Raw genomic sequence first — 12,924 nt, 5'->3', positions numbered from 1 at the left:
GGCATCAAGGTGCAAAGACAATATTGCCGTCAGCGCTTGCCTGTAAAATGACCCAAATAATATAATCCACTGGATTTCTGTGAAAACTCGAATACGGCCGCCATTTCGGCGCGGTCGGGGCCGTATAGTTTCCCTCGAAAAGTGCCCTGGAAATCATTCTCGGCATCGAACAGGCGACCGCGAATTTCGTTCGTTGTGCTATCGAAGTTGCCGCTCACCTGGAGCATGGCAACGGGTTTCACCGTATTTTCTTCAGATATTGCGAGTGGTACCGAGCCGCTTACGGGGGCATCGGTCTTTGACGGTGTTATGGACCAACTTGCTGGCCCAGGTTGGAGCATGATCGTTGCGCCATTGCTGGCGCTGAATACCACGGGATAGCCATCATATCCCAAGAAATTTGGAATACTGCCGCCGGATTTCGACGGCTTTCCAAAAAAAGCCATGGCAAATCGATATGCCGGAACCTCTTGGCCATTCCAAATTTGCTTTCCGATTGGCCACCGCCCAATGACGTCCGTCACGTATCGTGTCCGAATCTGGTCGTGGAAACCGATAAGCAGATACTCTTCGGAGCGATTATATTGACGAGATGGTGTGCTTACGAAGCGCTCCGCCCCTACAAAGAAAAGGGAGCGACCTTCAATTGATAGTTCGATTTGTTCTGGGGAATTTTTATAAGACAAATTTGCGGATTTCGAATCATTCGTTAGGTTTGAGGCAATTATATAATCTACTTCATCGACTCTAAAGCGTGTGAACGCATAGCCAAGGTCGGATGCGAACGAAAAATCCTGAGCATAATCTGTCGGTGACGGATATGTATCCACTATGGGTGTGGGCGTGGGCGTGGGCGTTGTAGTGCTATCGCTATCTCCGCCCCCGCAGGATGATAGGAAAAGCGCACATGCCGGCATCGCTGTAAGTAAAATCTGTCGTATGGAACTTAAGGAATCCATGCGTGACCCCCCCCCGAGCTGATTAAAATACAAGGCTCTCGGCGTTGACTGTAAGAGAGTCAACCTTCGCCGGGGGGCGTGCATGGGGTGGCGACTTCATAGGGTAAAAATAGCCGCTCCGCCGATTCAGGCTTGCCTTGGCGGCGTGTTAGTGATTCCTGATTCGGGTGATACGCAAGCGCTCTCCCTTCCGCCTTCTCGCCACCGCCGCCGCGCCGACGCTGGCGGTGCTGGTGATGCTGATGTTCGCCGGCTATGCGGTGCTCGGTTCGAACGGCCTGCTGGCGCGTGGCGAATATCATAAGCAGCTGGCCGACGCGAAGGTGAAGCTCGCCCAGGTGGAGGCCGAGAAGCAGCGGCTGCTGAATCGCAAGCGCCTGCTTTCCCATGGCGATCCCGATCTGGCCGACGAGCTTACCCGCGGCGCGACCGACATGGTCGGCCAGGACGAATATGTCATCGTGACGAAGTGATGCTCCGCTGGCGGCGGGCGCCTTCTCCGCGCCCGTTTCGGACTCGTTTTCGTTAGATCGTTACGCCTTTCCCGGTCGTCGTGACGGAATCTTTCCCAACGCTGTCATGGCGTTCGAAACCCCCGAGTGCCGTTGCGGAATCGGGTGTTCGCGGCCTATAGACGGCCCGACATCCGTATCTCTCCACAGGAGCGTTCCAGCTTGGCCAAAGCAGCACAGCCGCGAACCCGCAAGGCGCCCGCCGCCGCGCGGAAGCCGGCGGCATCCGCCGCCCCCGCATCCAACCGCGAGCGCCCGGCCGAACCCGTGCGCTACAAGGCCTCCAAGCAGGAGATGCTGGATTTCTACCGGCAGATGCTGCTGATCCGCCGGTTCGAGGAAAGGGCCGGCCAGCTTTACGGCCTGGGGCTGATAGGCGGCTTCTGCCACCTCTATATCGGCCAGGAAGCGGTGGCCGTGGGCCTGCAATCGGCGTTGACGGTGGGCAAGGACAGCGTCATCACCGGCTATCGCGATCATGGCCACATGCTGGCCTATGGCATCGATCCCAAGGTGATCATGGCGGAGCTGACCGGCCGCGAAGCCGGCATCTCGCGCGGCAAGGGCGGCTCGATGCACATGTTCTCGGTGGAGCATGGCTTCTACGGCGGCCACGGCATCGTCGGCGCGCAGGTGTCGCTGGGCACCGGCCTCGCCTTCAAGCACAAATATGCCGGCGACGGCGGCGTGTGCCTGGCCTATTTCGGCGACGGCGCGGCCAACCAGGGCCAGGTCTATGAGAGCTTCAACATGGCGGAGCTGTGGAAGCTGCCGATCATCTTCGTGATCGAGAACAACCAATATGCCATGGGCACCAGCGTGAACCGCGCTTCGGCGGAGGACCAGCTCTACCGCCGGGGCGAGAGCTTCCGCATCCCCGGCATCCAGGTGGACGGCATGGACGTGCTCGCGGTGCGCGGCGCGGCCGAGGAAGCGTTGGAATGGGTGCGCGGCGGCAAGGGGCCGATCCTGCTCGAGCTCAAGACCTATCGCTATCGCGGCCATTCCATGTCGGACCCGGCCAAATATCGCTCGCGCGAGGAAGTGCAGGCGGTGCGCGACAAATCCGACCCGATCGAGCATCTGAAGCGCGAGCTGGAAGCGGCCGGCGTTTCCGAGGACGAGCTGAAGCAGCTTGAGAAGGACATCCGCAAGACCGTGCAGGATGCTGCCGACTTCGCCGAGCAGGCGCCCGAGCCCGAGCTTTCCGAACTTTATACCGACGTGCTGGTGGGACAGTATTGATGGCGATTGAACTGAAGATGCCGGCGCTTTCCCCCACCATGGAGGAAGGGACGCTTGCCAAGTGGCTCGTCAAGGAAGGCGATGTCGTCAAGTCCGGCGACATCCTGGCCGAGATCGAGACCGACAAGGCGACGATGGAGTTCGAGGCGGTCGACGAGGGCACGATCGCGAAGATCGTCATCCCCGAGGGCACCGATGGCGTGAAGGTGGGCGAGGTGATCGCGCTGATCGCCGGCGAGGGCGAGGATGCCTCCGCCGTCGAGGCCGCGCCGGCCAAGGCGCCCGAGCCCGAGGTGGAAGCGCCCAAGGCCGAGGCGGCGCCCGCCGCCGGCGAGGATGGCGGGCCGCGCAAGGCGGATACCGGCACCAGGCAGCTCGCCTCCGAAAAGACGGCCACGGTTTCCGATCCCGATATCCCCGCGGGCACCGAGATGGTGAAGACCACGGTGCGCGAGGCGCTGCGCGACGCCATGGCGGAGGAGATGCGCGCCGACGATCGCGTCTTCGTGATGGGCGAGGAAGTGGCGCAGTATCAGGGCGCCTACAAGGTGACGCAGGGCCTGCTCGACGAGTTCGGCGACAGGCGCGTCATCGACACGCCGATCACCGAATATGGCTTTGCCGGTGTCGGCACCGGTGCGGCGATGGGCGGGCTGAAGCCGATCGTCGAGTTCATGACGTTCAACTTCGCCATGCAGGCGATCGACCACATCATCAACTCGGCCGCCAAGACCAACTATATGTCCGGCGGCCAGATGCGCTGCCCGGTGGTGTTCCGCGGCCCCAACGGCGCCGCCAGCCGCGTCGCCGCGCAGCACAGCCAGAATTACGGCCCCTGGTATGCCAGCGTGCCGGGCCTGATCGTGATCGCGCCCTATGACGCGGCCGATGCCAAGGGCCTGCTCAAGGCGGCGATCCGCTGCCCCGATCCGGTGGTGTTCCTCGAGAACGAGCTGCTCTACGGCCACAGCTTCGAGGTGCCGAAGCTCGACGATTATGTGCTGCCGATCGGCAAGGCGCGCATCGTGCGCGAGGGCCGGGACGTGACGATCGTCAGCTATTCGATCGGCGTGGGCGTCGCGCTCGACGCGGCGGAGAAGCTGGCGGCCGAGGGCATCGACGCCGAAGTGATCGACCTGCGCACGCTGCGCCCGCTCGACAAGGCGACGGTGCTGAAGTCGCTCGCCAAGACCAACCGGATGGTGGTGGTCGAGGAAGGCTGGCCGGTCTGCTCGATCGCGTCGGAAATCGCGGCGATCGCGATGGAGGACGGCTTCGACGATCTCGACGCGCCGGTGCTGCGCGTGACCAACGAGGACGTGCCGCTGCCTTATGCGGCGAACCTCGAAAAGGCCGCGCTGATCAAGGCCGACGATGTCGTGGCGGCGGTCAAGAAGGTCACCTACCGCTAAGCGATCTTCGGACGGTAAGGAAAAGGGGGGGGCACCCGGCGTGCCCCTCCCCTTTTTCGTATCCGGGCTGGTTGGTCCGGGCTGCGTGTGGACAAATCGATGGCCGCTACCCGCGATCTTCATCGGATGGCGGCCGCCCGGACATACCGCCAAAAACCGTCATTCCCGCGCAGGCGGGAATCCATTGTGTCGGGCGCCATCGACTCTATCGAGCCAACCGCATCCATGGATTCCCGCCTGCGCGGGAATGACGGGTGGGGAAGGGCGGCGAAATATCTGCTTCCCCGGCCTTCCAGTCTTAGGCGGGGTGGGGCACTTCGAGGCCCAGCGGTCGCCCCCGCCGGGAACTCACCTGCCCTCAGCCCTGATCCTCATAGGCGAGCTGCAGGATGCCCCAGTGGCGGCCGGCGACATGGATCGATGCGATCACCTGCTTCAGCAGCATCACGCCGCCGCCGGCCACCGGCCGGCGATAGGCCTTGAGCCAGAAGGGCTCGGTGAGCCGGCACTGGATGCGCTGGTCCTCATAATCGAAGAACACCTGATGGCGGCTGTGCTCCGCGTTCCAGATGGGGTCGTCGCGGCGGGGCAGCGAGCGTTCGGGCATCTGGACCGCGCCGAAGGTGTTGCGATCGGTGAGCGACATGCCGAAGAAGCCCGGAAGCGCGCGCGCCTTTTCCTGATGCGGGCGGGCGGCCGCGACGATCAGGTCGGTCGCGGGATGCTGATATTGCTTCGGGTCGGTGCCGGGGATCGGCTCATAATGATCGGAGAAGAACGCTTCGGCCGAGATGCGCCCGTTGCGGATATCGGCTTCGAGCGCCGCGACGATGGTGCCGGCCGCATCCAGCGCGAAGCGGACATAGGGGCTGTCCGGTATCTCGACCCCGGTTTCGGCCATGTGCTGCAGCAGCACGTTGGTATCGTCGCTGACATGGCTGAGGCGATCGCTGAGCCGCACGAGATCGGCGGCATTGGCGCTGGAGGTGCTGGTGAGCGCATCGAGGCCGGTGCGGATGCCGGATACCGAACCGACGATCGATTCGAGGCTGCCGGCCACCGCGTCGCTATTGTCGGAAAGGCCGCGCATCAGCGTGGCGAGGCTGCTGACCAGCGTCTCGATCTCGCGCGTGCCTTCGTGCGCGGAGCGGGCCTTGTCCACGCCCGTGCCGATCCGCGCCAGCATGGCCTGCGCCTCGGCGGTGAGCGCGCCGATCGATTCGTTGATCTTGGCGGTGGCGGCGGCGGTTTCCTGGGCGAGCTTCTTCACCTCGCTCGCCACCACGGCGAAACCGCGCCCGGCATCGCCGGCGCGCGCCGCCTCGATCGTGGCGTTGAGCGCCAGGAGGTTGGTCTGGCCGGCAATCTCGCTGATCGCCTCCGTCACGCTGGCGACGGTCGCCAGCGCCGCGTTGAAGCTGCCCAGCCCCGCATGGATCTGGCTGACCTGCTCGATCAGGTCGACGACATTGTCGGTGGCGGCATCCAGCCGCGCGCTGGAATCGGCGATCACGTCGCGGGCGGCCGAGGCCTTTTCCTTGGCGTCGCGCGCCGTGAGCGACACGGCCGAGCGATCGCGCTCCAGCCGATCGGCATCCGCGCCGATCCGTTCCACCGTATTGGCCTGTTCCGTAACCCGTTCGGCAAGCGCCGCGATATCCGCCTGGAGATCGAGCGTCCTTATCCCAAGGTCGCCCGACAGCTTCGCCGCCTTCACGACCGTCTGTGCAATCTGCATCCGGCTATCCCCGTTCAATATACGGAGAATATGCGGGAGATGCCTAACAAGCGGTCAACGCTTCCCCGCGCGCCGCCCGGCGGGCTTGAGCCGATAGCGGCGCGCGCCCAGCGTTTCGGCGAGCAGGGCGGTGATCGCCGCCTCGTCGCGTTTCAGCCGGCCGCGATGCAGCAGCGACAGGCCGATCACGATCGCCATCATGCCGAGCGGCGCGGCCATCAGCAGCGCCCGCACCAGCGGCGTCACCATGCTCGTCCAGCCGATATAGATGGAGAACAGAACCATCGAGGCGAACCAGCCGATCATGTAGCGGCTGGTGTCGGTCGGCACGCGGAAGCGGCCGCGTATCTGGGTGTTGGCGCCGTCGCGATAGAGGCGGGCGTGGAGCGCGAACTCGCTGTCGGCGCGCCGGTTGCGGTGGCGGCAGGCGATATGGAGCACATCGCGGCCGACGCTGCCGGCGAAGACCATGTCCGGCCCGCCATCGGTGAAGGCCACGTCGCCGCCGGCCACGAGCAGCGGCGCCAGCCGGTCCACGCATTCTTCCGGCGAAAGCGGCACGCGATAGCGCGCATCGCGGCCGGTGAGTTCCGGGATCATGCGGGGCGGTTCACCTGTCGCCTTCCTCCGCGCGATAGCTGCATCCCGCGAAGGTGGCGCCGGGATGGGACGGGAAGGCGGTGACGATCATCACCCGTTTATAGGTATAGGACATGCCGAGATCGGCATCATGCTCCACCCGGCGATCGACGAGCTTCTCCCCGAAGAAGCGCGTGTCGTCCGGGATCGTGTTGGCGATGCCGACCTCGCCGGCGATCGTGGCGGGGGCGACTTCCGGCAGCATCGCCAGCACGGCGGTGCCGGCAAAGCCGATCCGGTCGGTGGTGCGGCCGAAGGCGGCGATGGGGGCGGGCAGGCGGAATTCGACGATGGTGGGCTCGCCGCCGTCCACCCGCGCCCAGCCGCGCGATGCGCCGCCATTGTCCGGCCCCGTCGCCCAGGCGACAAAGCCGTTGAACTGGCGGGCATCGAGCCTGCAGGCGACGACATCCTCCACCCGCACCGCCGATGGATTGAAATCCGGGGCACCGGCCGCGCCGGGGGCGGCAGCCAGCAGCAGTGCGGGGAGGAGGGTGATCGTCATGCGGTTTCGAGCAGCCTTTCCCTGGCGATCTTCTCCCGCCAGACGAGCGGAGCCATATGGTGCACGTTCTGGCCGGTGGAATCTACCGCCACCGTCACCGGCATGTCCTGAACGTCGAACTCGTAGATCGCCTCCATGCCGAGGTCCTCGAAACCGACCACGCGGGCGCCCTTGATCGCGCGGGCGACCAGATAGGCGGCGCCGCCCACCGCCATCAGATAGGCGGCCTTGTGCTTCCTGATCGATTCCACGGCCGCGGGGCCGCGCTCCGCCTTGCCGACCATGGCGATCAGCCCGGTCTGCTCCAGCATCATGTCGGTGAACTTGTCCATGCGGGTGGCGGTGGTGGGGCCGGCGGGGCCGACCACCTCGTCGCGCACCGGATCGACCGGGCCGACATAATAGATCACCCGGCCCTTGAAGCTGACGGGCAGCTCCTCGCCCTTGGCCAGCATGTCCTGGATGCGCTTGTGGGCGGCGTCGCGGCCGGTGAGCATCTTGCCGTTCAGGAGCAGGCGGTCGCCCGGCTTCCAGCTCGCCACGATTTCCGGCGTCAGCGTATCGAGGTCGACCTTGATCGCCTCCTTGCTCGGCGTCCATTCCACCTTGGGCCATTCGTCCAGGCTCGGCGGATCGAGATAGACGGGGCCGGAACCGTCGAGGGTGAAGTGGGCGTGGCGGGTGGCCGCGCAGTTGGGGATCATCGCCACCGGCTTGGAAGCCGCGTGGGTCGGATAATCCATGATCTTCACGTCGAGGATGGTGGCGAGCCCGCCCAGCCCCTGCGCGCCGATGCCGAGCGCGTTCACCTTGTCGAAGATCTCGATGCGCAGTCGCTCGATATCGTTCTGGGGGCCGCGCTGCTTGAGCTGGGCCATGTCGATGTGGCCCATCAGCGATTCCTTGGCCAGGCTCATCGCCTTTTCGGCCGTGCCGCCGATGCCGATGCCCAGCATGCCCGGCGGGCACCAGCCGGCGCCCATCTGCGGCACCATCTCCAGCACCCAGTCGACGATGGAATCGCTGGGGTTCAGCATCTTGAACTTGGACTTGTTCTCGCTGCCGCCGCCCTTGGCCGCGACGTCGATATGCACCTTGGCGCCCGGCACCATCTCCACGTTCATCACGCAGGGCGTGTTGTCCTTGGTGTTGACGCGGCCGAAGGCGGGGTCCTTCAGGATCGAGGCGCGCAGCCGGTTCTCCGGGTTCAGATAGGCGCGGCGCACGCCTTCATCGACGACCTCCTGGAGCGACTTGTCGCTGTCCAGCATGCATTGCTGGCCCCATTTGACGAAGACGGTGACGATGCCGGTATCCTGGCAGATCGGGCGGTGGCCCTCCGCGCACATGCGGCTGTTGGTCAGGATCTGGGCGATGGCGTCCTTCGCGGCCGGCCCCTGCTCGGCCTCATAGGCATCCCCCAGCGCGCGGATATAATCCATCGGGTGGTAGTAGCTGATATATTGGAGCGCGTCGGCGACGCTCTCGATCAGGTCGGCTTCCTTGATGATGACGGTCATGGGCTCCCTCTACGGGTGGGACGTGGCGCGAAACATCGGGCGCGATCCCACGCGGGAATCGCGTCGTTCGGGGGTGGCCTTACGCGTTTCGCGCACCCATTCCAACCGGCGGTCCCCGGTTGATGGCCCGCTATGTGGGCCGACCCGCTATGCGGGCAGCGGCTTGCCGTGCCGGAGCGCCCCGCCGATGAGGCCGAATCCGGCGATCATCATCGCCCATGTCGCCGGTTCCGGCACCAGCGGCGGCGCGGGTGGAGATCGCGCCGACCGCGTCGATGTCGGCGCCGACGGTGGCGCCTGTCGTGCCGCCATTATTGGCCGCGTCCGTCAGGCGGATATAGGCGAAGGCGGAGGAGGAGCCGTAGCCGAACGCATCGATATCGATGCCCCGCGTCGATCCGCCGATGGCGCCGACCGAGAGCCAGTCGATGCCGTTGACGCTGATATCGACGATCGTGCCTTCGACATCGGGGCCGACCTCGAAGATCCACAGATCGTCCGCATCGGAATCGCTGCCGGTCAGCAGATTATCGACGAAGCGGAGCACGATCCGCCCGCCCACGCCCAGCGAGACGAAGGAGCAGGCATCCTGCGACGCGCAGGAATTCACCCCGTTATAATCGGGCACGCCGAGCGCGTTGGCGGCGCCCTGGTGCGGCGCTGTCGGCGCATTGCCCTCCAGGCCGGGCTGGTAGGAGACCACGGCATCGGCGAAGGAAAGGGCGCCCTGCGGGAATTCGACTCCGCCGATGATCTCCGCCCTGGCGCCGGCCGCGCTCATGCCGAGCGTCAGGACAGCCACGCCGGACAGGAATATCCGCTTGGGAAAGCTGCTCATTTCGAACCCCTCCTCCATAGCCGCCGCCGGGGCGTGCCGGCGGGGCATCGTTGAGCGATCCGAAAGGCGTTCGAGCCCCTGTTATCGGGCGAAGCGTGGTCCCGATGGCGTCATGCTGTCAATGCGCGGCCCATAAGGGGTAGGGGCCGGATCGGCATCTTTCCTCCGCCGCCCCGACCCGTTCCGGGCATGCCCTATCGTTCCACCAGCCGGGTGTAGAGGTGCCAGGTGGCATAGCCGAGCACCGGCAGCACCACCGCCAGACCCACGAACAGGGGGATGCAGCCGATCACCAGCAGCGCCGCGACGATCAGGCCCCATGTGCCGATCGCGACCGGATTCAGGGTGGCGGCCTTGAAGGAGGTGGCGATGGCGGTGCCGACATGGACGGGCCGGTCCACCAGCATCGGGAAGGTGACGACGCTGCTGGCCAGTGCGATCACCGCGAAACCGAGGCCGACGAGGTTGCCGAAGATGATGAGCCGCCAGCCTTCGTTGGTGGTGAAAAGCTGTTCGAGGAAAGCCGATATGGTGAGGCCCTGGCTGAGGCCGAAGGCGCCCTGGTAGAGCCGCCAGGCGGTGCCGACCCAGGCGACGAACAGCAGCGCCAGCGTGAGGGTGGCGAGCAGCAGCTCGCGCCCGCGCGGGCCGCTCCACGGATCGAAGAAATGGGTCCAGCCTGATTCCAGCCCCTGCTCGCGCCGGCGGGCAAGCTCGTAGAAGCCCGAGGCGACCGTCGGCCCCAGCAGCGACAGGCCGGCGACCAGCGGGAAGAGCAGGGGGATAAGCTCCCCGTTCAGCGCGAACCAGGCCGCGACGAACCCCACCAGCGGATAGATGAAGCCGACCAGCAGGATATCGCCCCGCTTCTCCCGGAAATCGTGCCAGCCCTCGGCGAGCGCCCAGCGCAGATCGGCCATGCCGATCCTGCGGACGTCGGGGATTCTCGTCTCTTCGGAAACGGGTGTGATCGCGACCATGGCGGCCCTCCTGATGGCGGGACGGGCTGCGCCCTTCCCTCGAGCGGCAATTGGATCAGCAAACGGACCGGCGGCCGGCGACCCGAGGCAGGCCGGAGGTCGATCCCGATCCTACGCCTGCCGGCGCCACGCGGGAAGCCGAAATTGCCCGAGGCCGGGCGCCCGCCGATTGCGGCCGCACCGGCCCTTTCGGGAATATTTTTTTGTTCCTCTTTCATTCTCTTGCGGCGGCGCGGAGTGCAGGAAAATCCGCGCGTCGCAGGCCATTTTTCCGCCGGCGGGTGCGACGAACCGAATCGGAGCGGCGATGAGCCGTGGAGGCGCCAAGCGAATTTACATCTTGCGTCCGGACGGGGATCGGGCACTATGGATAGTGGTCGTGCCAGGGGGCTGGCCCCAAGAGATTGTTAAACCCGTGCCGTACCCTATATTTGCGGAACGGCTGTTTGCGTCTCTTTGACGTGGGATCGCGGCGGAAAGCCGGTCCCCTTCCGCTCCCCGGCATGCTAGGCTTAGGGAGCGTGGCTTCCCGGCCGAACATTCTGGGAACGATCGGGCCGCAAAGGCCCGTCCGGCACCCCGGATGGCCATGATTTTTACGACGGATAACCGGGCAAGGGCGACGCGACGATGGACCTTTCAGGCAGCAACAACGAAGCGGGCGCGAGCGACGTGGCCACCACCCTCGAAGCGACCAGGGCCGAAGCCGGGACGGACAGCCCGCACGGCGTGCTCAAGCGGCCCTATCCGGTCGAGGTCGATCACGGGCGTGACGCGCTCCTCACGGATTTCGGCAAGGAGACGCTGAAGGACCGTTACCTGCTGCCGGGCGAAAGCTATCAGGACCTGTTCGTCCGCGTGGCCTCGGCCTATGCCGACGATGCCGCGCACGCCCAGCGCCTCTACGACTATATCTCGAAGCTGTGGTTCATGCCGGCCACGCCGGTGCTCTCCAACGGCGGCACCGGGCGGGGGCTGCCCATCTCCTGCTATCTGAACTCGGTGGATGACAGCCTTCAGGCGATCACCGAGATCTGGAACGAGAATGTCTGGCTCGCCTCGCGCGGCGGCGGCATCGGCACCTATTGGGGCAATGTCCGCGGCATCGGCGAACCGGTCGGCTTGAACGGCAAGACCAGCGGCATCATCCCCTTCGTCCGGGTGATGGACAGCCTGACGCTGGCGATCTCGCAGGGCTCGCTGCGTCGCGGCTCAGCCGCCTGCTATCTCGATATCTCGCACCCGGAGATCGAGGAGTTCCTCGAAATCCGCAAGCCCAGCGGGGATTTCAACCGCAAGGCCCTGAACCTCCACCACGGCGTGCTTCTGACCGACGCCTTCATGGAAGCGGTGCGCGACGGCCGCGAATGGGAACTGACCAGCCCCAAGGACGGCAGCGTCCGCGGCAAGGTCGATGCGCGTTCCCTCTTCCAGAAGCTGGTCGAAACCCGGCTGGCGACGGGCGAGCCCTATATCGTCTTCGCCGATACGGTGAACCGGGCGATGCCGAAGCATCATCGCGAACTGGGCCTGAAGGTTTCGACCTCCAACCTCTGCTCCGAAATCACCCTGCCCACCGGCCGCGACCATCTCGGCAACGATCGCACCGCCGTCTGCTGCCTGTCCTCGCTCAACCTCGAGACGTGGGACGAGTGGAACGGCGACAAGCAGTTCATCGAGGACGTGATGCGCTTCCTCGACAATGTGCTGACCGACTATATCGATCGCGCCCCCCCGGAGATGGCGCGCGCCAAATATTCGGCGATGCGCGAACGTTCCGTGGGCCTAGGCGTGATGGGTTTCCACAGCTTCCTCCAGGCGCGCGGCCTACCCTTCGAAGGGGCGATGGCCAAGAGCTGGAACCTGCGCATGTTCAAGCATATCGCCGCCAAGGCGCAGGAAGCGTCGATGCTGCTCGCTTCCGAACGCGGCGCCTGCCCGGATGCCGAGGATCGCGGCGTGATGGAGCGTTTCTCCTGCAAGATGGCGATCGCGCCGACCGCGTCGATCAGCATCATCTGCGGCGGCACCTCCGCCTGCATCGAGCCGATCCCCGCGAACATCTATACGCATAAGACGCTGTCGGGCAGCTTCTCGATCAAGAACGTCCATCTGCAGAAGCTGCTGCAGGCCAAGTCCAAGGATTCGGACGCGGTGTGGAATTCGATCCTCGAGCAGGGCGGCTCGGTCCAGCATCTCGATTTCCTCAATCAGGAGGAAAAGGACACGTTCAAGACCAGCTTCGAGATCGATCAGCGCTGGCTGCTCGAGCTGGCGGCGGACCGGACGCCCTATATCGATCAGGCGACCTCGCTGAACCTGTTCATTCCCGCCGACGTCGAGAAGTGGGACCTGCTGATGCTGCACTTCCGCGCGTGGGAGCTCGGCATCAAGTCGCTTTATTATCTGCGGTCGAAATCGATCCAGCGCGCGGGCTTTGCCGGCGGCGTGGAGGCGGACAACACGCCCGACCTCAAGAAGATCGAGCTGGCCACGACCACCGACTATGACGAGTGCCTCGCCTGCCAGTGAGGCGAGGCCGCTAGGGCAACCTGGCTGGAGCGACGGCCGGGTTT

At 65.1% G+C, this 12,924-nt stretch carries 11 protein-coding genes; 4 read left to right on the top strand and 7 right to left on the bottom strand.

Annotation, left to right across the window (positions count from 1 at the left end):
• Positions 1–29 precede the first annotated feature (29 nt).
• Positions 30–959: a hypothetical protein gene (locus tag CV103_RS22080; protein WP_146163389.1), complete on the bottom strand. Its 930-nt coding sequence runs from the start codon at positions 957–959 to the stop codon at positions 30–32.
• 167 nt (positions 960–1,126) lie between these two features.
• Here CV103_RS22080 and CV103_RS06265 point away from each other — a divergent pair, with 167 nt between their 5' ends.
• From CV103_RS06265 to CV103_RS06255, 3 genes are all read left to right on the top strand, one after another.
• Positions 1,127–1,432, top strand: a complete 306-nt coding sequence (locus CV103_RS06265) for an FtsB family cell division protein (protein WP_015459320.1) — start codon at positions 1,127–1,129, stop codon at positions 1,430–1,432.
• A 201-nt stretch (positions 1,433–1,633) separates the two neighbouring features.
• Positions 1,634–2,716, top strand: a complete 1,083-nt coding sequence (gene pdhA / locus CV103_RS06260) for a pyruvate dehydrogenase (acetyl-transferring) E1 component subunit alpha (RefSeq protein WP_107394339.1) — start codon at positions 1,634–1,636, stop codon at positions 2,714–2,716.
• Positions 2,716–4,128: a pyruvate dehydrogenase complex E1 component subunit beta gene (locus CV103_RS06255; RefSeq protein ID WP_107394338.1), complete on the top strand. Its 1,413-nt coding sequence runs from the start codon at positions 2,716–2,718 to the stop codon at positions 4,126–4,128. Before pdhA ends, CV103_RS06255 begins: the two co-directional genes overlap by 1 nt.
• Positions 4,129–4,486: 358 nt before the next feature.
• Here the strand turns inward: CV103_RS06255 and CV103_RS06250 are convergent, their stop codons facing one another.
• The 6 genes from CV103_RS06250 to CV103_RS06225 form a co-directional block, all read right to left on the bottom strand.
• Positions 4,487–5,866, bottom strand: coding sequence for a methyl-accepting chemotaxis protein (locus CV103_RS06250; protein WP_015459323.1), 1,380 nt, complete (start codon positions 5,864–5,866; stop codon positions 4,487–4,489).
• A 54-nt stretch (positions 5,867–5,920) separates the two neighbouring features.
• Positions 5,921–6,466, bottom strand: a complete 546-nt coding sequence (locus CV103_RS06245; protein WP_107394337.1) for a hypothetical protein — start codon at positions 6,464–6,466, stop codon at positions 5,921–5,923.
• Between the two features lie 10 nt (positions 6,467–6,476).
• Positions 6,477–7,010: a hypothetical protein gene (locus CV103_RS06240; RefSeq protein WP_107394336.1), complete on the bottom strand. Its 534-nt coding sequence runs from the start codon at positions 7,008–7,010 to the stop codon at positions 6,477–6,479.
• A complete protein-coding gene (locus CV103_RS06235; RefSeq protein WP_015459326.1) occupies positions 7,007–8,530 on the bottom strand; it encodes a fumarate hydratase in 1,524 nt (507 codons plus the stop codon). Before CV103_RS06235 ends, CV103_RS06240 begins: the two co-directional genes overlap by 4 nt.
• Before the next feature lie 130 nt (positions 8,531–8,660).
• Positions 8,661–9,368, bottom strand: a complete 708-nt coding sequence (locus CV103_RS23190; protein WP_425443829.1) for a PEP-CTERM sorting domain-containing protein — start codon at positions 9,366–9,368, stop codon at positions 8,661–8,663.
• A gap of 194 nt (positions 9,369–9,562) precedes the next feature.
• The gene (locus CV103_RS06225) at positions 9,563–10,348 is read right to left on the bottom strand and encodes a DUF2189 domain-containing protein (protein ID WP_107394335.1); all 786 of its coding nucleotides are present in this window, start codon (positions 10,346–10,348) and stop codon (positions 9,563–9,565) included.
• Between the two features lie 630 nt (positions 10,349–10,978).
• Here CV103_RS06225 and CV103_RS06220 point away from each other — a divergent pair.
• Positions 10,979–12,880 (top strand): ribonucleoside-diphosphate reductase subunit alpha, encoded by a 1,902-nt coding sequence (locus CV103_RS06220; RefSeq protein WP_015459329.1) that lies wholly within the window; start codon positions 10,979–10,981, stop codon positions 12,878–12,880.
• Positions 12,881–12,924: the final 44 nt, after the last annotated feature.

The sequence above is a fragment of the Edaphosphingomonas fennica genome, assembly GCF_003034225.1.
Classification (GTDB): Bacteria; Pseudomonadota; Alphaproteobacteria; order Sphingomonadales; family Sphingomonadaceae; genus Sphingomonas_E; species Sphingomonas_E fennica.
The sequence above is the reverse complement of the archived record's forward strand: the minus strand, read 5'-3'. Positions and strand labels throughout refer to the sequence as shown.